Below are 20,126 nucleotides of genomic sequence, written 5' to 3' on the forward strand. Positions count from 1 at the left end.
GGTGATGGCCCGCGAGAACGCTCCGCTCGGCCTGTTCGTCACCGCCCAGCCGCCCACCCGCGGAATGGAGCGCGGCGCGGCGGCAGTGGGCGTATGGGAGAACGAGCTGACCGGCCGCAAACACCCGCGCCTGCAAATCCTCACCCTCGCCGAGCTGTTCCAGAACAAGCGCCCGGATATTCCGTGGGTCGATGCCAGCATGGTGAAGCAGGCCAAGCGCGATCGATCTCTACGATACGCTGATTTGATAGTATCGAATGTGGGAGTCGGCGGGACCCCGGATCAAGTCCGGGGTGACGATGAAGCAATCAATTCGCTCTCCTATTCGTCACCCCGGCGTCCGAGCCGGGTCCCGCTTTTTCCCTTTCCTACGCGCCATCCCCGTGCCTAGCCTCGTCCCGCATCTTCTCATGCAACAGAGGCAGGCTCTTTCACCGCGTCGATTTGCCGTTGGATTTGGGTGTCGCCTTCGTGTCAACTTTCGGCGCGGACTGGCGAGCGCTCAGATCAATCCATACCGCTTCATCGACCCCGCCACGATCGTCTCGATCAGTTCCTCCTGGCTCCACCCGAACAGCCCGGCTGCCCGCCCGAAGACCTTTTCGGACCACAGGTTGCAGTTGAGGTTGAGTTCGAGGAACACCACTTCGCTCGTCTCCTCGTTGACGCGGAATTCGAAGCGGCCGTAGTCGAACGGCCGGTATTCGCCCCACAGGCGGCGGGTGTATTCGGCGATGGTGGCGGTGATGCCGGCGTCTTCGAACGGATCGAGCGAGTACTTCTGGCTGCGGTCCACCAGGTCGCGCTTTTCCTGATAGGTGCGCAGGTGGCTCGGGTCGGCCTGGCGGAAGATCATCATCGGCAGGATCACCGGATCGTCCAACGTCACTACCGGCACTTCCACGTCGCTGCCGATCAGGAACGGCTCGACAATGGCGTCATGACCCAGCCCGTGCACCGCCGCCACGGCTTCGGCCACGCCCGCGAGATCGTGCGCATCGTGCAGGCCCCAGCTGGCGGAGGAATTGTTCGGCTTGATAACCCAGCGTGTCGCTTCCGGCACTGTGGTCAGATCGACCGGCGCGCCGCGGCGGAACACCGCCCAGGGCGCTGTGGGGACGCCTGCCGCCACGCAGGCGCGCTTGGCCAGGTGCTTGTCGTCCGACAGGCCGCGCAGGATCGGGCTGGCACCGAGGTAGGGAATCCCCGCCCGCTCGCACAGCAGGGGGCAGAGCATTTCGGAATTGTAGAACCCGGCGCGGTTGAGCAGCGGGAAGACGAAATCGAACAGTTCCCTGTTCCACAGCCGGTCGAAGCTGTTGTCGACCGTGAGGTTGAGGCCGATCGCCTTCAGCGTCTCGCGCATTTCCACGTGGTAGCGCGCGTGGTTGCCGTCCTCCGCCGATCCGCTGCCGTCCCACAGCGCGTTCTTGGCGAGGAACAGCACCCGAAGGCGCTCCTTGGCTTCGGCAGGGATGGACAGCGGCGACAGGGTTGCGGGCAAGGCGAGCGCTTTCGTTTAGGGGTTTTCCGGCCCTGTAAAGCTGCCTATGCGATTGCGAAAGAAATTTCAGCCGAAGGGTTGCTCCCATCATTGATCGAGACGAACTGGCGGCGGACGTGGACCTGCCCACTGCCGAACTGGCTATCGCGCTGCTGAGCAGCGGCGGCGATGCGCGGATCACGCTTGCGCCCGAGAGCGGCCTGAACCGCTATTTCTCCTCGCCGTACCCGCGCGATGTGCTGGCCTATGCCTCTTCCACCGCGAACGATATTTCGCGGCCGGCCTTTGCCCATGTCTGCGGACTGCTGAGCGGGCCGCTGCCCGATTATGCGACGCGGCTGGAAGCGATGCGCGGACGACTCCGGCGCGCCTATGGACTGGGGAGCGATTGCGAGATCGTCTTCGCCGCGTCGGGCACCGATCTCGAATATGTCGCGCTGGCGGCGGTGGCGGGCTGCGCAGCGGGCGGGGTGCACAATATCCTGCTCGGCGCGAACGAGGTCGGCTCGGGCTGTATCCATTCGGGGCACGGGCGCTACTTTGCGGACACCACCGCGCGCGGGGTGGCGGTTTCGCCTGCGCAGCAGGTGCCGGGGCTGGAGGCAGTGAGTCTCACCGACATTCCCGTCCGCGACGAACAGGGCGTGGCGCAGACCAGCGCGCAGATTGCCGTGGCGATCGAGCGCGAGATCGAAGCGGCGCTGGCGGCGGACCGGCACGCGCTGGTGCACGTTGTGCATGGCTCCAAGACCGGGCTGATCCTGCCAGGCGGCGCGGAGCTGAAGGCACTGGCAGCGAAATGGCAGGGCCGGGCGACTTTCGTGGTCGACGCCTGCCAGGCCCGCCTGAGCGAAAGTGCGGCGCAGGACTATCTGGCGAGCGGCTGCATCCTCTTCATCACCGGATCGAAATTCATGGGCGGGCCGCCGTTCAGCGGCATGGCCGTGGTGCCCGCCGCGCTGGTGGCGAGCGCGGCACCGTTGCCTGCGGGGTTGGCGACGGTGTTCCGCCGCGCCGAGTTTCCCGCGGGCTGGGCGGGATCGGAGCTATTGCCGGACGAGGACAACCCCGGCCTCGCGCTGCGGCTGGAAGCGGCGATTTTCGAGCTGGAGCGGTATCACGCGCTGGCTCCTGAAGTGCGCACCGCGCTGACCATTGCCTTCCACGATGCAGTGATCGCCAACCTGCTCGAACCGCTGGGGCTGGCGCAGATCCTGCCGCACCATCCCGATGAGCCGGAGCGCGGCTATGCCCACCCCACCGCGATGATGTCGCTGCTGACGCTGGCGGTCACCAGCGTTCCGGGGGGTGAGACCTTCGAGCAGTCGGCGGAGCTGCACCGGCGGCTGATCGGGGAGGGCATCCGGCTGGGCCAGCCGGTCAAATGCGTGCGGCTCGCCGATGGCGGCTGGGGCGGGACCTTGCGCGTCGGCTTGTCGATGCCGCAGGTGAGCGCGCTGGCCAAGCTGCCGCTCGACGAAGCGCGGGCGCGGCTCGATGCGGAGATGCAGGCGATTGCGAGCGCGATTTCGCGCGCGGGCTGACTATTTCGTATCGGCGGGGAATTCGGGCTTGGGAATTTCGATCCCTAGCCGCTGGCCGAGCACCCATTCGCAGATCGCATAGGTGCGCGCGTTGTCGACATCGATGGCGGCCGCGCCGTCTTCCAGCACCACCGGCACGATCCGGGTGCCGAACCGCTTGCCCACCCGCGCCAGCCCTTGCGCCAGCGTGACCCAGCCGAACCGCATCAGCACGATGTTGAACAGCCCGAAAGCGCGGACCATGCGCCCGGCGTTCTTCTGGAACTGCCCGCCTTCGCGGAACACTTCCGCCGCCTGCAATCCCTTGCGATTGGCGAGGCCGTAGAGATTGCAGTTGGCGTAGCCGGCGTCTTTCAGCTCGTAGAAATTGCGCTGGCCCTGCCGGTGCAGCGCCCAGACCCTCTCCCGCGTGGTGACGGCGAGCACGGCATCGGCGCTGCGCATGGCCTCGCGCACGCGGGTGAGAGCATCGTGGGTCAGCAGCACATTGTCCGCGGTGGTAATGACGAAGGGCCCATCACCATCCCGCGCCGCTGCGAGTACGCTTTCGACAATGTTCGTGTCCGAATCGATCAGTTCGATCGGCACCCCGCGCGCGCGGAACGGTTCGAGCACCGCGCCCACTTCGGGCTGGCCATCGGGCTCCAGCACCACCCTGATTGCGGCGACAGAAGTCATGGGCGCAGGCAGGGTGGTGAGGGTTTCGATGACATGTTCGATTAGCGGCTTGCCGCAGATCGGTACCAAGCACTTGTGGCTGACCCCGGCCCGCTCGGCGAGGGGGTTGACCACGCCGGCCCGCTGCGCCGCGAGGACGATGACCGTGACCGGCACTTCAGACATGGCTGCGGCTCCGCTTCGTTAGCCGGTGTTCAGGCGCCGAAAGTGCGCTGCCACCAGCCGCTGCGCCGGGGCGAACCATCGGCTTCGGTCTCGCCTTCGTCCCCGCTGTCGGTTGTTGCCGGGGTACCATTGGCATCATTTGCGACGGCCGAGGTGACCTCGGCATCGGATTCCGCTGCAACTTCAGGCGCTGGCTCGGCCTTTTTGCGAGGCGCGCGCTTGGCCTTGGGCTTGGGCGTTTCCTCGGCTTCGGGTGCAGCTTCGGTTTCCGGTGCAGTTTCGACAGGCGCCTCTTCGGCAATCGCCTTCTTGCGCGGAGCGCGCCTGGCCTTGGGCTTGGGCGCTTCCTCGGCTTCCGGAGCAGCTTCGGCTTCGGCTTCGGCTTCGGGCGCAGCCTCGACAGCAGCTTCCTCGACCACCTTCTTGCTCCGCGAACGGCGCTTCGGCTTGGGCGCTTCTTCGGCCTCGGCTTCGACGGCAGGCTCCGCAGTCAACTCTTCCGTAGCCGAATCATCCGCTACCGCCTCAGCGTCCTCCGCTGTGCCCTCGTCATCGCGCTTGCGATTGCGACCACGGCCGCCGCGGCGACCCCGGCGCGGCTTGCGCTCGCCTTCGTCCTCGGTGCGTTCCTCGGTCGAAACCTCGACTTCGCCAGCTTCACCATCCTCGTCGTCGGAAGCTGAGCCGCTTTCATCCTGCTCGTCGCCTTCCTGACGCAGCTTGTTGCGGCCACGGCCACCACGGCGGCGGCGGCGGCGCTTCTTGCGTGCGTCGTCGCTATCGTCACCAGCCTCGCCACGCTCTTCGCGCGGTTCCTTGCGCGCGGCACGCGGTTCAGGACGGCTTTCCTCGGCTTCTTCCGCCTCGTCGTCGAAGTCGTCCTCTTCCTCGGGAAGGTCTTCCTCCTCTTCGTCAAACACGATCGGTTCGAACCTTGGCGCGACAGTGGGTTTGGGACCGGAGGAGCCGACGCGCATCTTCGCGCCTTCGTCCTCACCTTCGGGCCGCACTTCCACGGTGACACCATAGCGGCTTTCGATTTCCGAGAGATCGGCGCGCTTGGCATTGAGCAGGTACACTGCCGCTTCGGTGGAAGCATAGAGCGTAATGATCGTGCCCTTGCCCTTGGCCGCTTCGTCCTCGATCAGTCGCAGCGCGGAAAGCCCGGCGCTGGAAGCGGTGCGAACGAGGCCCGTGCCGTCGCAATGCGGGCATTCGCGGGTGGAGGCTTCGAGCACCCCGGTGCGCAGCCGCTGGCGGCTCATTTCCATCAGCCCGAAGCCGGAAATCCGGCCGACCTGGATCCGCGCCCGGTCGTTCTTGAGCGCGTCCTTCATCGCCCGCTCGACCTTGCGGATGTTGGAGCTGTGATCCATGTCGATGAAATCGATCACCACCAGCCCGGCCATGTCGCGCAGGCGCAACTGGCGGGCGATTTCGCGCGCGGCTTCCAGATTGGTGTGCAACGCGGTCGCCTCGATGCCGTGTTCCTTGGTGGACCTCCCTGAGTTGATGTCGATGGAAACCAGCGCCTCGGTCGGATTGATGACCAGGTAGCCGCCCGATTTGAGCTGCACTACGGGTTCGTACATCGCCGAAAGCTGGTCTTCCGCGCCGTAGCGCTGGAACAGCGGCACCGGATCGGAATAGGCCTTCACCCGCCGGGCGTGGCTGGGCATCAGCAGCTTCATGAACTCGCGAGCGGCCTTGAAGCCCTGCTCGCCTTCGACCACCACTTCCTCGATTTCGCGATTGTAGATGTCACGGATGGCGCGCTTGATCAGGTCCGAATCGGAATGGATCACGCTCGGTGCACTGGACGCCATCGTGCGTTCGCGGATTTCGTCCCACAGCCGGGCTAGGTAGTCGAAGTCGCGCTTGATTTCCGGCTTGGTGCGCGAGAGCCCGGCGGTGCGGACGATCAGGCCCATGCTCTTGGGTAGCGCGAGATCGGAAACGATGGTCTTCAACCGCTTGCGATCGGTGCCGCTGGAAATCTTGCGCGAAATCCCGCCGCCGTGGCTGGAATTGGGCATCAGCACGCAATAGCGACCCGCGAGGCTGAGATAAGTGGTGAGCGCGGCACCCTTGTTGCCGCGTTCTTCCTTCACGACTTGCACTAGCAGCACCTGGCGGCGCTGGATAACGTCCTGGATCTTGTAGCGACGGCGGAGCGCCTGCCGACGGGCGCGGGCCTCGTCGATTTCCTTGGCGCGGCTTCCACCGCGCTGTCCGCCACGGCCATTGCCTTGGCCTTGCCGCCGACCGCGACCCTGTTGCCGACCGCGACCGCGACTACGGCGGTTCTCGCCATCGTTTTCGCTGCCTTCGGTTTCATCTTCGTCATTATCGTCGTCGGCGTCGTCTTCATCGTCGCCGTCTTCGATCTGACCCTCCTCGATGGTCGCGACTTCGTCTTTCTCGAACGTGTCGATTTCGGTCACGCCGCCGTTGCCGCCGTTCTCGCCATGATGATGATCGTCGTCATCATCGTCGTCGGCCATGCGGTCCTGCGCGCTTTCGCCCCAGTCCGCACTGTCGTCCTCGCCGTCTTCCTCGGCGCGCAATGCAGCTTCTTCCTCGGCAGCAGCCGCTTCATCGGCCAGCAAGCGGGCGCGGTCTGCGGCGGGGATCTGGTAATAGTCGGGGTGAATTTCGCTGAAAGCGAGGAAGCCGTGCCGGTTGCCGCCGAAATCGACGAATGCCGCCTGCAGCGAAGGTTCGACCCGCGTTACTTTGGCGAGATAGATATTGCCCTTGATCTGCTTGTGTTCAGCCGATTCAAAGTCGAACTCCTCAATCCGGTTGCCCTTGAGTACTGCCACCCGTGTTTCTTCCGGGTGGCGCGCATCGATCAACATGCGGGTTGCCATTTAATATTCTCCGGGCAGGCCCCGATGCGGCGGACAGGCCGGTTGAAGCCGGTCCGCTGGCGGGTTGCTGCCGATATGTGTGAAACCCCGCGCCACGGCGCCGGGAGGGAATTATCGCGCCGCTGCCATGCACCCGAACCGGGGCGTGGAAAGCGGGCTTGCGAAACGTGTTTGCCGCAATGCAAAGGCGCAGGAATTGCGTCTGCGCAATCGATGCCGCAGCATCCACGCGCCCTTGCGGGTGCGGGTTTGCTGACTGGCATTTGCTTTGCATCGGGGCATCAACCTGTAATCTGATCCGGTCAGGGCGAAGCGCCGTTCCGGTTGGCCGGGAGATAGTTGCACCGGCACTCAATTGCTAGCAGCCGGGGAAAGGCTCGGCAACCTTGTTGCGCGTTTGGGTAAATATCCCTTGTGTTCAGACTAAGGAATACCGACACTTTTCTGCGGGAAGGGGGAGTTCGCCAAGCCTGTGTCGATACGTATCCAGATTGCCTTGCTGTTCGCCTTCCCGGTGCTGCTGCTCGGCGCGCTCTATGCGTGGGGCCTGTCAATTCCGGTGCCGGTTCTTGGTCGATCCTATGTCATTTCCATGCCGATACCCGAAGTGGCAGCGCCGCGCGGCCTGCCGGAGATACAGGGCCCACAGGATCCAACGCGGCCCCTGGTAGTGATCGATGCCGGGCACGGCGGCCCTGATCCCGGCGCATCGGGGGAGGACTATCGGGAGAAGACCGTGGTGCTTGGGCTCGCGCGCGCTCTGCGAGACCGGTTGCTGGCCGAGGGCGGCATCCGCGTGGCGATGACGCGGGATGACGATTCGCTGATCGTGTTGGGCGAGCGCGCCGAGATCGCGAGGGCGCTGGGAGCTGACCTGTTCATTTCTATCCATGCCGATTCGGCGGGAGACCGGTCGGGGGTAGAAGGCGCGAGCATCTATACTCTGTCCGAAACCGCATCCTCCGAAGCCGCCGCACGCTTCGCTGAGCGCGAAAATAGCGCCGATGTGGTCAACGGAGTGGACCTGTCGGGCAACGACGCGGCGGTTAATGCCATTCTGGTTGAGCTGTCACAGCGACAGACATCGGGCAACTCGGCCGCATTTGCCGCGCTGATCGAGCGCGAGGGGGAGGGCGTGCTGCGCTTTCACCCGCAGGCGCGCCGCTCTGCCGCGCTGGCGGTCTTGCGCGCGCCCGACGTGCCTGCGGTACTTTACGAGGCGGGCTTCATTTCCAATCCTGAGGAGGCTCGCGCGCTGGCATCGCCAGAGGGGCAGGAGCAATTTGCCGAAGTGATGGCCCGCGCCATCCGCATCTACTTCGCTCGGCAGTCCGGGGCGCAATAGGCTTCCAACTCGCCCAAACTGGGTTTAGAGCGCAGCGCATGAGTGACGATTTTTCCGCCGAAGCCGATACCGGCAACAACGGCTTCACCCGGCGTATTTCGCGAGGCGGGCAGGGCGCCTGGGACAATGTGCGTAACGCCTGGCAGACCCGGCGCTGGTTCCGGGTCGTGTTTTATGCGCTTGGGGGCGGGCTACTGCTGGCGATTGCCGGATGGTTCTGGCTGGCAAGCGACCTTCCCGACGCGGAAACGCTGCTCGATTACGAGCCGAATCTGCCCACCGTGGTCCGCGGGATCGACGGCGAAATCGTCCACCGGTATGAACGCGAGCGGCGTGTGGAACTGCAATTCCGCGACCTGCCGCCGCAGTTGCTCAACGCCTATATCGCGATCGAGGACGAAACCTTCTGGACCCACGGCGGCGTGGATGCGGGCGGCTTCGTCAACGCGGTGTTCGATTACCTGTCCAAGATGGGATCGGACGAGCGGGCGGTGGGTGGTTCCACCATCACCCAGCAGGTGGCCAAGAACATCCTTGTCGGCAACGAATATTCGGTAACCCGCAAGCTGCGTGAAATGATCCTCGCGACCCGCATCGAAGGGGTGCTGGAAAAGCAGGACATCATCACGCTCTATCTCAACGAAATCCCGCTCGGTCGCCGCAGTTTCGGTGTGCAGGCGGCGGCGCGGGCCTATTTCGACAAGGATGTGGACGATCTGGCGCTGCACGAAATGGCCTTCCTCGCCAGCCTGCCGCAAGCGCCCGAGTATTACAGCCGCGCCGCCAACGCCGATGCTACCCGCCAGCGGCGCAATCTGGTGCTCGCGAGGATGGAGGACAACGGCTTCATCACCGCGGCCGAAATGTCCGCCGCGCAGGCGCTTCCGCTGGGCATTGTCGAAGGGCAGCGCGAAGAACGCTCTGCCGATGCGGGCTATTTCTTCGAGGAAGTGCGCCGCCAGCTGATCGAACGCTTCGGTGAGGAAGCAGAGGACGGGCGCAACAGTGTCTATGCCGGTGGCCTGTGGGTGCGCACCTCGCTCGACACCGAATTGCAGGAAGCCGCCCGCAACTCGCTGCGCGATGCGATGCTGCGCTATCACGGCAATCGCGGTTGGGCCGGGCCGCTTGCATTGCTCGATCCTGACAATGGCGACCTGACCGAGCAATTGCGTAGCTCCTATCTCGGGATATCGTACGAAAACTGGCGTATCGCCGTCGTCACCGCGCGCGATGGCGATTCGGCCACCATCGGCTTTGCTACCGGCGAAGAAGCACCGCTGACGAGCTTCCCCGATGCGCTGGCACTTGGCAATGTCATCGCCGTTGCGCCGAGCGGAAATTCGTGGGTGCTGCGCAACGTGCCAGAAGTGTCGGGCGGCTTCCTGGCCATGCAGCCTGAAACCGGACGGATTCTGGCGATGCAGGGCGGGTTCGACAGCCGCCTGGGCGCCTTCAACCGTGCAACGCAGGCCAATCGCCAACCGGGATCGACGGTGAAACCTTTTGTCTACGCCACCGGGCTGGATAACGGGATGACCCCCGCCACGATGGTCCCCGATGCGCAGTATTGCTATTATCAGGGTGCCAACCTGGGCGAGAAGTGCTTCACCAACTTCGGCGGCGGGCGCGGCGGTGGCGAATATCCGATGCGCTACGGGCTCGAACAGTCGAAAAACCTGATGACCGTGCATATCGCGATGGATTCGGGGATTGAAAATGTCATCCAGACCTTCCGCGATTCCGGTCTCGAGCCGCCGGGGATCGAATATGAGCCCTATCCCGCCTTCGCGCTGGGTGCGGGCGACACGACGGTGGAACGGATCACCGCCGGTTATGCGATGATGGTCAATCACGGCCGGCTCAACCAACCGACGGTGATCGATTACGTGCAGGACCGGGACGGCAAGGTGATCTACCGCGCGGACGAACGCGAATGTACCGGCTGCAACATGGCCGAATGGGACGGCGGCCCGATGCCGCGCTTCGGTCGCACCGGGCGACAGGTGATGGATGCGCGCACCGCATTCCAGACCGTCCACATGCTCACCGGCGTGATCCAGCGCGGCACCGCCACCCGGCTGCGCGATCTCGATTTCCCGCTGTTCGGCAAGACCGGCACCAGCTCCGGTCCCACCAATGCGTGGTTCGTCGGCGGGTCGCCCGATATCGTTGCGGGCATGTATCTCGGCTTCGATCAGCCGCGCAATATGGGCGGCTACGTGCAGGGCGGCAACACAGCCGTGCCGATCTTCCGCCAGTTCGTGACCGAGAGCGAAGGGCACTGGACCGGACGACCGTTCACCGCCCCTGCGGGCGTGCGAATGGTCCGTGTGGACCGGCGTACCGGAAGCCGCGTGTTCGATGGCTGGCCGACAGATGAGCCGACCGCTTCGATCATCTGGGAAGCATTCAAGCCCGATACCGAACCACGCCGCACCCAGCGGCAGGACGAGATCGATGCGATGCGCGAGATGATCCTTGCCCAATTGCGCCGTCGGGAGCGTGGACCGGTTCAGTCGGGCGGTGATAGTGGCAGCGCGACGGGGCCGGATGAACCGGTCGATTTCGCCGAGGACCAGGGCGGGATTTACTGACCCCGCCCTTCCGTTCATCGCAGCGCTGCGCTAGGCGCGCCGCTCACACTAATCGGAGAAGACCGTCATGCGTGCCGAAGGGCAGGCCTATATCGACCGGATCGGGGCAGCGCTCGCGCTGGTGAAGAAGTCGCTCGACTGGGAGCGCGCGCTGCGCAAGCTCGATGAGCTGGAAGCGCGGGTGCAGGATCCGAACCTGTGGAACGATCCCAAGGCCGCGCAGGCGACCAGCCGTGAACACCGGCAGTTGAAGGACGCGGTGGAAACGGTGCAGGAAATCACCGCCGAAATGGCTGATGCCGTCGAATTCGTCGAGATGGGCGAGGCCGAGGGCGATGACGAGGTAGTGGCAGATGGCTTGGCCAGCCTCGCCGCGCTCGCCACCCGCGCGGACCGTGACAAGGTCAAGGCGCTGCTTTCGGGCGAGGCCGATGGCTATGACACCTATCTCCAGATCAATGCAGGCGCGGGCGGCACCGAGAGCCAGGACTGGGCAGAAATGCTCTTCCGCATGTACGGCCGCTGGGCCGAACGGCGCGGCTACAAGGTGGAGACGGTGGAATACCAGGCGGGCGAGCAGGCCGGGATCAAGAGCGCCACGCTGCTGATCAAGGGCGAGAACGCCTACGGCTATGCCAAGACCGAAAGCGGCGTGCACCGTTTGGTGCGGATCAGCCCCTATGACAGCTCGGCGCGGCGGCACACTTCGTTCAGCTCGGTCTGGGTCTATCCGGTGATCGACGACAACATCGATATCGAGATCAACGAAGGCGACCTCAAGATCGACACCTATCGCGCATCGGGCGCGGGCGGGCAGCACATCAACACCACCGATTCCGCGGTGCGCATCACCCATATGCCCACCGGGGTGGTGGTGGCGAGCCAGCACGATCGCAGCCAGCACAAGAACCGCGCCACCGCGATGAACATGCTGAAGGCGCGTCTCTTCGAACGCGAAATGGCAATGCGCGAAGCGGCGGCGGCGGGCGAATATGCCGAGAAGACCGAAATCGGCTGGGGCCACCAGATCCGCAGCTATGTCTTGCAGCCCTACCAGATGGTGAAGGACCTGCGCACCGGCCATACCAGCCCCACGCCCGACGACGTGCTCGACGGCGACCTCGACGCCTTTATTGCCGCCGCGCTGGCGCAGAAGGTGACCGGCGAGAAGGTGGTTGTGGAAGATGTGGAGTAGCGGCAGGCGGACTGCTTCCTGCGCCGCCCTCGGTATCGCCTGAAACCGCCTTTGCTGTTGCAAGTGCGAACAGGGGCGTTAGGCAGCGCGCTCATCTTCTGACGGAGCGAAAGTATCATGGGTTACCGGGTGGCAGTGGTCGGGGCGACGGGGAATGTCGGGCGCGAAATGCTCGCCATTCTGGCAGAGCGCGAATTCCCGATGGACGAGGTGGCGGCGGTCGCCTCCTCGCGCTCGACCAACATGGATGTCGACGTGGGCGACTCTGGCAAGGTAGTAAAGTGCAAGAACATCGAGCATTTCGATTTCGCCGGCTGGGACATCGCCCTGTTCGCCTGCGGCAGCGCAGCGACCAAGATCTACGCGCCCATTGCCGCAGCGGCGGGCTGCGTGGTGATCGACAACTCCAGCCTCTACCGGATGGACCCGGACGTTCCGCTGATCGTGCCGGAAGTGAACCCGGAAGCGATTGACGGCTATACCAAGCGCAACATCATCGCCAACCCCAACTGTTCCACCGCGCAATTGGTGGTGGCGCTGAAGCCGCTCCACGATGTCGCCACGATCAAGCGGGTGGTGGTTTCCACATACCAGTCGGTCTCCGGCGCGGGCAAGGCGGGGATGGACGAGCTGTTCGAACAGAGCCGGGCGATCTTCGTCGGTGATCCGGTGGAGCCGCGCGTGTTCACCAAGCCGATCGCCTTCAATGTCATCCCCCACATCGACAGCTTTATGGATGACGGTTCCACCAAGGAAGAGTGGAAGATGGTGGTCGAGACGAAGAAGATCCTCGATCCCAGGATCAAGCTCAACGCCACCTGCGTGCGGGTGCCGGTGTTCGTCGGCCATTCCGAAGCGGTGAACATCGAATTCGAGAACGAGCTTTCTGCGGCCGACGCGATGGATATCCTGCGCGAAGCCCCGGGGATCATGCTGATCGATAAGCGCGAGGACGGCGGATACGTCACTCCCGTCGAAGCCGCCGGGGACGGGGCGACCTACATCAGCCGGGTGCGTGACGATCCGACTGTCGATTACGGGATCACCCTGTGGTGCGTTGCGGACAATTTGCGTAAGGGTGCAGCACTGAACGCGGTGCAGATCGCCGAACTGCTCGGACGCCGCCACCTGAAGAAGGGATGATCCTGATGCGCCTTGCTGTCCTCGCCGCGATTTCTGCCCTGCCGCTGTTGCTTGCCGCCTGTTCGCAGGAAGCTGCCGATGAGGCGGAAGCGCCGGTCGAGGAAGCCGCTGCTCCGGCCGAGAATGCCACACTGGACCTGCAGGCAACCGGGATCGTCGTGCCGCCGCAGGGCGGGTTCGAGGAACTCACCGTCCCGTTTGGCTCGATGCGCGCGGCGACCGAGGCGACGTTGGGCAATGTCCTGGGCGAAGTCACCGGCAGCTACGATGGCCAAGGCGACTGCTGGCTGGAATCGACCCAGTACGAAGGCCTATCGCTCCAGTTCAAGGACGATCTGTTTGTCGGCTATTCGGCCGAGGCACCCTATGTGCCGGAACTCTCCCGGTCCGAAATGCTGGCCGATCCCGGTGTGGCGCTGGTGGAAGACAGCACGCTGGGCGAGGAATTTACCATCGGCAGCGGTGAAGCGATCATTTCCGGCATCTTCGCTGGCGAGGGCGACGATGCTGCGGTGGAGTCGCTGTGGGCGGGCGAAGTCTGCACCTTCCGCTAAGGTCGTCGTTGTGACAGAGCCGGGCACCACCTTCATCGACAGCTTCGACGGCACGCGCATGGCCGTCCACCGCCTCGGTGCAGGCCGCCCGGTGCTGCTGCTGCATGGGCTGTTTTCCAATGCAGAGGTCAATTGGATCAAGTTCGGCACCGCGCAGATGCTGGCCGATGCGGGGTTCGAGGCGATCATGCTTGACTGGCGGGTGCATGGCCACAGCGATTCCCCTACCGATCCCGCCGCCTTCCCGGCGAGCGTGCTGGTGCGGGATGCGCTGGCGATCGTGGAGGCGCTGGAGCTGGTGGATTACGATCTGGTCGGCTTCTCGCTCGGCAGCCGCACCGCGATCAGCGCGGTGATCGCGGGGTTGGCACCGCGACGGCTGGTGCTTTCGGGCATGGGGCTCGAAGGGCTGACCAACTGGCGCAAGCGGACCGCCTTCTTCATCGACATGATCGACCGTTACAACAGCATCGAACGCGGCGATCCCGCCTTCTTCGCCAAGAGCTTCATGGCGACACAGGGGATCGACCGGGTGGCGGCAAGGCTGCTGCTGACGCAGGGGGTGGATTCGATCGAGGTGGCGGAACTGGACCGCCTCACCATGCCCACGCTGGTGCTGATCGGCGACGAGGACCGCGACAACGGTTCCCCCTGGCGGCTCGCCGATGCGCTGCCCGATGCGCGGGTAGAGGAAATTCCGGGCAACCATATGACCTGCGTGACCAGGCCGGAATTCGGCCGGGCCATCGTGGGCTTCCTTTCGGCCTGAGGTTGCGTCAGACTGGGCTTCGCAACTGGTTGGAGAACAGAATGCGCCGCTCACTCATCCTTGCCGCATCGTTTCTACTCTCGGCTTGCGCCACTTCGGAGGTGCCCGACCAGATCGCAGATACATCCGGCACCGTGTTCGTCGCCAACAAGCGCGGGGCGAGCCTGTCGCGGATCGATCTGGGCACTGGCGAGGAAACGCACCGGGCTGAGACCTGCGAGAACCCGCACGAGCTGACCGTATCTCCCGACGAACGCTTTGTCATGGTGGCATGCTATTCGGGCCGGTCGGTGGAGGTCTTTTCGACTGACAGTCTTGCCGAGGCCGGAACGCTCTTCCTTGGCGAGAATGCGCGGGTTCACAGCGCTTTGTGGTTGGCCGACAATCGTGTCATCGCGGGTGCGGAAGGGCGTGGTTCGCTCTACAGTTTCGAGGTGCAAATGCAGGACGGGCGCGTGCCTCCGCTGTTCCCCTGGCGGGAAATCGGCGGCGGGGAAGGGGCAGCGCGCGGCCCGCACCTTCTCGCCGTCTCGCCCGATGCACGCACTGCCTGGGGCACTTTCATCGAAGCAGGCGAAGTGGTGCGCTACGATCTGGAGCGCGGCGAGGAAGCCGCGCGCCGCCAGATCGGGGAAATGATTGAGGCCGTCGCGATTTCTCCTGACGGGCAGAGCCTGTGGGTCTCCTCCAACGCTGCCAGTGTGGCCTACAGACTCGATCCAATGACGCTGGAAGTGCAGGCGGAAGTGCCCACCGGGCAAGTGCCGATCCGCCTTGCCATGCACCCTTCCGGTCGCTGGGTGGTCAGTTCCAATTTTGGCGGCGGCGATCTGACGGTGATCGATACCGCGATCAACACCGTGGCTCGCACCATTCCCGTTTCCGGCAGCCGCGATACCGCGCAGGTGACGCTGGTGTTCAGCGAGGACGGCTCCCGTCTCTACGCCGCCGAAACCGCTACCGATACGATTGCCGAGGTGGACTTCGCATCAGGAGCAGTGCTCCGCCGCCTGCCGACAGGTCCCGGAGGGGACGGGCTGGCGGTCGTGGACTGAACATAGCGGCAAAGCCGGCCCAGAAGGAAGTCGCAGGGCTCGATTGGTACCCGTAATATTGGGGTGCGGAACTAATTCGGCTCTTCGTCCACGAAGTGATGCCAGACCACATGCGCCCGGATGCCCGAGGAGCTGGTGATTTCGCTGAAGCGCGCGTAGTCGCCAGCTGAGAAGGCCGCGGTTGCTCCGGCGATGTCACCTTCCCCTTCGAGAAGGACGATGGCCACCCAACTCTCGCGATCCAGTTGCCACCCGGCATCGACCTTATAATAGCCGGGAGACTGACGGAATCGCGGCGGGAGAACGGCCTGGAGCTGATCCGCCGCCTGGAAGGTCACTTCCTCCTCGCCGAGAAACATCAGACCTATTTGCGCTGTATCGTCGAGGCGGATCTCGAAAGTGAACCGTGCGCCGATTTGCCCTGCCAGGGTGGTTTCGGGATCGTCAGCAGGAAAGCGCTGCAATTCCGATTGGCGAAGTGTCTGAGTCAGCACGGTGCTGTCGGTTACGCGAAGGGGGTGCAGGGCGTTGATGTAAGGGCAATTGCCTTGCGACACCGGTTCGACGCCAGAGAAGCTGGTGCTCACCCCTCCGCCTTGCAATGCTTCGAACACCGCTGGTTCAATCACGGCTGGTTGCCCTGCAATCCCGCTCGCATTCAGGACCAGTGCTCCCGGAGCGCCGGTGGTGGAGAGATCGAGCCAATGGCAATCCAGACCGGAAAGAGCGGCTTCGGCGCGCTGAAGGGCAGTCGCAGCATCGAGCGCACTCGCTGCCACTGCACCATTACTTTCGTTTTCGCCGCTACCGGGCGCCCCACCACCGCCGAAGGCGATGTAGCCAAGGCCCGCCAGCAACAGCACCCCCAGCAGCGCACCGCCGCCTATGAGTGCGGGGCGCGGGATCGATCCGCCGCCGATACCGTCGAGCATCCCGGCCAGGCCGCCGCCGGCTTTACTGGTATCCTGCTTGTCTCCGCCGCGCTGGTTTTTCGCGGCAATTCTGCCCCCGGCACTCATCGTGTCGAGCATGGCCACCACGTCCTTCATCGATCGCAGGCGCTTGGCCGGATCGTAGGTAAGCATGGCATCGAACAGCGGCCTTAGTCCCGGTGGAGAACGCGAGGTGTCGACCCCCTCCTTGCGCTTCTCCATCGCTTCGAACATCGACTTGCCAAGTTTCAGCGTCTCGCCCTGTGCCAGTCCGAGCAACACGAGGCCAAGGCTGTAGACATCGGTCCACGGCCCGACATCGCCTTCGAATGCGCCCAGTTGTTCCGGCGCGACAAAGCTCAGCTTGCCCGCGAAGCCGGTGCCGATCACGGTTTTCGAACCGGGATCGATATCGCGGGCGATGCCGAAATCGATGATCTGCGCGCGATCCAGATCGCCGCCTTCGAGCAGGATGTTGTCCGGCGCGATGTCCCGGTGGATCGCGCCCAGCGCATGGGCTGCGCCAAGGCCCTCGGCAAGGCGGCGGGCCATCGAGATGATCTGCGCATCGGTCGGCTGCACCTTGCCGATCACGCTTTCGAGGCTATTGCCGTCGATGAAATTGGTGACGATGTAGAACACGCCCGCTTCGGGATCGCGCGCTTGGGTGCGGTAATTGACAAGCGCAGGATGCACGAGCCGTTCGAGTACGGTGGCTTCCTTGACGAACATCTCGATAACGTTCGGATCGCTGGCAAGCGATGGCAGGATAACCTTCACCGCCACGCGCTGTGCATTGGTGACGTTGAAGCCTTCGAACACCTCACCCATGCCGCCGCGCGCAATGAAGCGTTTGATTTCATAGGTATGGTTCAGGACTTGCCCGATGCTGATGCCCGACAGGAGCTTGGGCGGCGGTTCGCTGGGCGCAGGTGAAGGTGGGGGCGGGGGCGGGGCGGGCTTGGCAAGGCCAGCACCGGGATCGATGATGGTACGGTCGAACCCTTCACCATCCGAGGCCGAGATTTGCGGGCCGGGGGCAATGACGGTGCGCTCGTCTTCAGTATCGTCGTCAGCCCGGTCTGATGCGGGCGCGGCGATCGGCGCGAACACGGTGCGCTCGTCCTCTTCGTCCCCCTCATCGTCGTCTTGCGATGTAACTGCTGCAGCGGGACCGGGGCGAATTACAGTACGACCATCGTCATCGTCATCGTCATCCGCACCGACTGCTTCCTCTGGCGTGCCCTCATTTTCGCTCTCAATCTCGCCGAAGGACTGCTCGGGAATGGCATCTACGGTTTCGGGCTCGATTTTGTCAGGAATCTCAACCGCTGGATCGTCATCCGGCGCTTCGATATGCTCCTTCTCGTCATCGGTATCCTTTTCGCCAGCGTTCACAGCCAGTCTCCCGGCTTGTCGCCGATCTTCAGGATGGTCGTCTCCTGCGCCTGCACAAGCACTAGCGTAACGTTATCCGGCGCGCCGCGTTCAAGGCACATTTTCACCAGTGTCTCGGCGGCTTCTTCGAGGTCGTCGGCCTCTTCGAGACACCGGGCTATTTCGGGTTCCTTGACCGGGCCGTAAAGTCCATCGCTGCACAGCAGGAAGACATCGTCGCTCTGCACCTGGTCTTGCACCATGCCGATTCCGAAATTGTTCTCGATCCCGACCGCGCGGGTCAGCACGTTGCGCAGTTTATGGGTCTCGGCATCGGCCTCGCTCAGCAGGCCGCTATCGACCATTTCCTGCACTTGGCTGTGATCCTTGCTCAGGCGGTGCAAGCTGCCGTCCCGCCACAGGTAGGCGCGGCTGTCCCCCACCCATAGCACACCAAAAATGCCGTCCCGGACCAGGAGGGAAACAATCGTACTGCCCATTTGCTCGCCGGTTTGCTCGGACTGGCGGGCAATGGCGGAATTGGCCGACTCAATGGCCTGGCCCAACTGGGTGACGGCTTGTTCCAGGTCGCCCTGTAAGGTCAGCGAGCGCAGGGTTTCGGCGATTTTCTCTGCGGCCCAGTCGCCGCGCGCCATGCCACCCATGCCGTCTGCCACCGCCCACAGGCGCTGCTCGTCATCCGAAAAATACCGGTCCTCGTTGAGTTCGCGCACCGAACCGACATCGGTTGCCGCGAAGGATTCCGTCCGAAGATCCACCAATCGAAATCCTTCCCCCCAGTTTCAATTGGCGATACTATGCGATTAATCTGGGCTGGGGCAACAGGCGGCGGCATTTTCGTAGCCTTGCGATGCAAGAAAGGGGGGATAGCGGCAATGGCCAGCGTGGCACCGGTCCAGTCATACGACCCGCGCGCATGGGCACGGGCGTGGGAAACGGCACGCGCGGCGCAAGCTGCGGCTACCCGGCCGAAGGCCGCTGTGGTGGAGGGAGTGCCGAAGCCGCTGCTGATTGGCGGTGGCCTGCTGCTCGCGGCACTGCTGGCGGTGGCAATCTGGTTCTTTTTTATGCGCACCGACGGCGACGCGATCGAAGGCGATGCCAACGTGGCGGAACTGCAGGAGGCACTTGCGGAGGCGCCGCCTGGGATTACCCGTACTTTCAGGCTGTCCGATATCGGCGAATTGCAGGCCTCGCTCACCGCCTCGGGGCTCGATCCCGCGCTGGTGCAGCAGATCGTGGCGGGTGCGGCCCCCTACTTCGCCCCCGGAGAGCAGGTGCGCGGCACACTCGACTTCCTGATCGGGGAAGGCGAAGCCTTGCAGTTCTCGCGTATCGACCTGCGCAAGCAGGACAGTTCGGGCGTGGCGATGGCGATGGCGGACGGGCAGCTATCGATCTCGCCGATCTCTTCGCAATTGACCGAACAGATTTTCGTCCGCAGCGGGAAAATCGACGAAGTCAGTCTCTACACCTCGGTACTCGCCGCAGGCATGCCCAACACCCTGATCGACGATTTCTTCGAAGCACTTGCCTTTGACTTCGACTTCGCGCGTGAAATCGAATCCAACGATGCCTTCGAGATCGCCTACCGCCAGACGGTGAATGACGATGGAGAGCCTGTAGGTGCGCCGGTACTGGTCTATGCATCGATGACCACACCCTCACGCACTGCCAACGTCTATCGTTTCGTCGATGAGGACGGCGAGCCGGCCTGGTTCGATTCGAGCGGGCAGAACATCCAGCGCGCGCTGATGCGTACCCCGGTGGACGGGGCGCGTATCAGTTCTGTTTTCGGGATGCGGCATCACCCGATCTACAATCGTTCGCGCCTGCACGGAGGAGTGGACTTTGCCGCACCAACCGGGACATCGATATTCGCTTCGGGTTCAGGAGTGATCGAAGTTGCGAGCTGGGCACCAACGGCAACGCGGGGCAACGGCAGCTATATTGCCATCCAGCACGATAGCGGGTTTCGTACGCTGTATCTGCATATGAGCGCTTTTGCGCCCGGTATTGCTGTGGGTGAGCGGGTAGAGCAGGGGCAGGTAATCGGTGCGGTCGGCTCCACCGGCGGATCGACCGGCCCGCATTTGCATTACGAGGTTCATCTGAATGGCGAGAAGCTGGATCCGATGACAGTGCAGGGTTCGGATGAGCGTAATTCTCTTACGGGCGACTCGCTGCAGGAGTTCGAAAATGTCCGCGATGAAATCGATCTGGGGCGTCAACTGGCGGTGCAGACAGCAGCGTAATGTCGCGTTTATACAAAAACGACTGTAATATATGGCATTTTTACCGTCCCAAGATGCGCCATAGTCCGACATCGCCGGTTCATCTGCTTGCTGGCATGACCCGATTGCTGTATAAATAC

Annotated in this window: 15 protein-coding genes; 10 read left to right on the top strand and 5 right to left on the bottom strand. The window is 63.8% G+C overall.

Annotation, left to right across the window (positions count from 1 at the left end; translation table 11 throughout):
- Positions 1–4 precede the first annotated feature (4 nt).
- Entirely contained in the window at positions 5–391 is a 387-nt protein-coding gene (locus tag JY451_13185) for a hypothetical protein (protein QZH74598.1), read from the top strand.
- A 111-nt stretch (positions 392–502) separates the two neighbouring features.
- Here JY451_13185 and JY451_13190 read toward each other — a convergent pair whose 3' ends face one another.
- Positions 503–1,504, bottom strand: a complete 1,002-nt coding sequence (locus JY451_13190; protein ID QZH74599.1) for a phosphoribosylglycinamide synthetase — start codon at positions 1,502–1,504, stop codon at positions 503–505.
- Positions 1,505–1,620: 116 nt separating this feature from the next.
- Between JY451_13190 and JY451_13195 the strand changes: the two genes are divergently transcribed.
- On the top strand, positions 1,621–3,048 hold the full coding sequence (locus JY451_13195) for a hypothetical protein (GenBank protein ID QZH74600.1): 1,428 nt from the start codon (positions 1,621–1,623) through the stop codon (positions 3,046–3,048).
- On the opposite strand, the gene JY451_13200 is transcribed toward JY451_13195, so the two are convergent.
- Together JY451_13200 and JY451_13205 are read right to left on the bottom strand one after the other, a co-directional pair.
- Positions 3,049–3,891 (bottom strand): nucleotidyltransferase family protein, encoded by an 843-nt coding sequence (locus tag JY451_13200; GenBank protein ID QZH74601.1) that lies wholly within the window; start codon positions 3,889–3,891, stop codon positions 3,049–3,051.
- Between the two features lie 29 nt (positions 3,892–3,920).
- The gene (locus JY451_13205) at positions 3,921–6,764 is read right to left on the bottom strand and encodes a ribonuclease E/G (GenBank protein QZH74602.1); all 2,844 of its coding nucleotides are present in this window, start codon (positions 6,762–6,764) and stop codon (positions 3,921–3,923) included.
- A gap of 472 nt (positions 6,765–7,236) precedes the next feature.
- Here JY451_13205 and JY451_13210 point away from each other — a divergent pair, with 472 nt between their 5' ends.
- From JY451_13210 to JY451_13240, 7 genes are all read left to right on the top strand, one after another.
- On the top strand, positions 7,237–8,109 hold the full coding sequence (locus tag JY451_13210) for an N-acetylmuramoyl-L-alanine amidase (protein ID QZH74603.1): 873 nt from the start codon (positions 7,237–7,239) through the stop codon (positions 8,107–8,109).
- A gap of 38 nt (positions 8,110–8,147) precedes the next feature.
- Positions 8,148–10,706, top strand: coding sequence for a transglycosylase domain-containing protein (locus tag JY451_13215; protein QZH74604.1), 2,559 nt, complete (start codon positions 8,148–8,150; stop codon positions 10,704–10,706).
- 67 nt (positions 10,707–10,773) lie between these two features.
- Positions 10,774–11,901, top strand: a complete 1,128-nt coding sequence (gene prfB, locus JY451_13220) for a peptide chain release factor 2 (GenBank protein ID QZH74605.1) — start codon at positions 10,774–10,776, stop codon at positions 11,899–11,901.
- 117 nt (positions 11,902–12,018) lie between these two features.
- Positions 12,019–13,044, top strand: a complete 1,026-nt coding sequence (locus JY451_13225) for an aspartate-semialdehyde dehydrogenase (protein QZH74606.1) — start codon at positions 12,019–12,021, stop codon at positions 13,042–13,044.
- A gap of 5 nt (positions 13,045–13,049) precedes the next feature.
- Positions 13,050–13,598, top strand: a complete 549-nt coding sequence (locus JY451_13230) for a hypothetical protein (protein QZH74607.1) — start codon at positions 13,050–13,052, stop codon at positions 13,596–13,598.
- Positions 13,549–14,367 (top strand): alpha/beta fold hydrolase, encoded by an 819-nt coding sequence (locus JY451_13235; protein QZH74608.1) that lies wholly within the window; start codon positions 13,549–13,551, stop codon positions 14,365–14,367. The genes JY451_13230 and JY451_13235 overlap by 50 nt, the downstream gene beginning before the upstream one ends.
- Positions 14,368–14,408: 41 nt before the next feature.
- Positions 14,409–15,422 carry a YncE family protein gene (locus JY451_13240; GenBank protein ID QZH74609.1) on the top strand — a complete coding sequence of 338 codons (1,014 nt, stop codon included), beginning with the start codon at positions 14,409–14,411 and terminating at the stop codon, positions 15,420–15,422.
- 71 nt (positions 15,423–15,493) lie between these two features.
- Here the strand turns inward: JY451_13240 and JY451_13245 are convergent, their stop codons facing one another.
- Positions 15,494–17,752: a serine/threonine protein kinase gene (locus tag JY451_13245; protein ID QZH74610.1), complete on the bottom strand. Its 2,259-nt coding sequence runs from the start codon at positions 17,750–17,752 to the stop codon at positions 15,494–15,496.
- Complete coding sequence (locus JY451_13250) at positions 17,749–18,510, bottom strand: serine/threonine-protein phosphatase (GenBank protein ID QZH74611.1); 762 nt, start codon at positions 18,508–18,510, stop codon at positions 17,749–17,751. The genes JY451_13245 and JY451_13250 overlap by 4 nt, the downstream gene beginning before the upstream one ends.
- Positions 18,511–18,627: 117 nt before the next feature.
- Here JY451_13250 and JY451_13255 point away from each other — a divergent pair, with 117 nt between their 5' ends.
- Entirely contained in the window at positions 18,628–20,007 is a 1,380-nt protein-coding gene (locus JY451_13255) for a M23 family metallopeptidase (GenBank protein QZH74612.1), read from the top strand.
- Positions 20,008–20,126: the final 119 nt, after the last annotated feature.

Origin of the sequence: Erythrobacter sp., assembly GCA_019739335.1 — a bacterium.
Lineage (GTDB): Bacteria > Pseudomonadota > Alphaproteobacteria > Sphingomonadales > Sphingomonadaceae > Alteraurantiacibacter.

What these genes read in the sequence shown, in the direction of transcription:
- JY451_13185 (QZH74598.1), top strand. Translation starts at nt 5, where the DNA reads ATGGCCCGCGAGAACGCTCCGCTCGGCCTGTTCGTCACCGCCCAGCCG.
- JY451_13200 (QZH74601.1), bottom strand. Translation starts at nt 3,891, where the DNA reads ATGTCTGAAGTGCCGGTCACGGTCATCGTCCTCGCGGCGCAGCGGGCC.
- JY451_13205 (QZH74602.1), bottom strand. Translation starts at nt 6,764, where the DNA reads ATGGCAACCCGCATGTTGATCGATGCGCGCCACCCGGAAGAAACACGG.
- JY451_13215 (QZH74604.1), top strand. Translation starts at nt 8,148, where the DNA reads ATGAGTGACGATTTTTCCGCCGAAGCCGATACCGGCAACAACGGCTTC.
- prfB (QZH74605.1), top strand. Translation starts at nt 10,774, where the DNA reads ATGCGTGCCGAAGGGCAGGCCTATATCGACCGGATCGGGGCAGCGCTC.
- JY451_13225 (QZH74606.1), top strand. Translation starts at nt 12,019, where the DNA reads ATGGGTTACCGGGTGGCAGTGGTCGGGGCGACGGGGAATGTCGGGCGC.
- JY451_13230 (QZH74607.1), top strand. Translation starts at nt 13,050, where the DNA reads ATGCGCCTTGCTGTCCTCGCCGCGATTTCTGCCCTGCCGCTGTTGCTT.
- JY451_13235 (QZH74608.1), top strand. Translation starts at nt 13,549, where the DNA reads ATGCTGCGGTGGAGTCGCTGTGGGCGGGCGAAGTCTGCACCTTCCGCT.
- JY451_13240 (QZH74609.1), top strand. Translation starts at nt 14,409, where the DNA reads ATGCGCCGCTCACTCATCCTTGCCGCATCGTTTCTACTCTCGGCTTGC.
- JY451_13255 (QZH74612.1), top strand. Translation starts at nt 18,628, where the DNA reads ATGGCCAGCGTGGCACCGGTCCAGTCATACGACCCGCGCGCATGGGCA.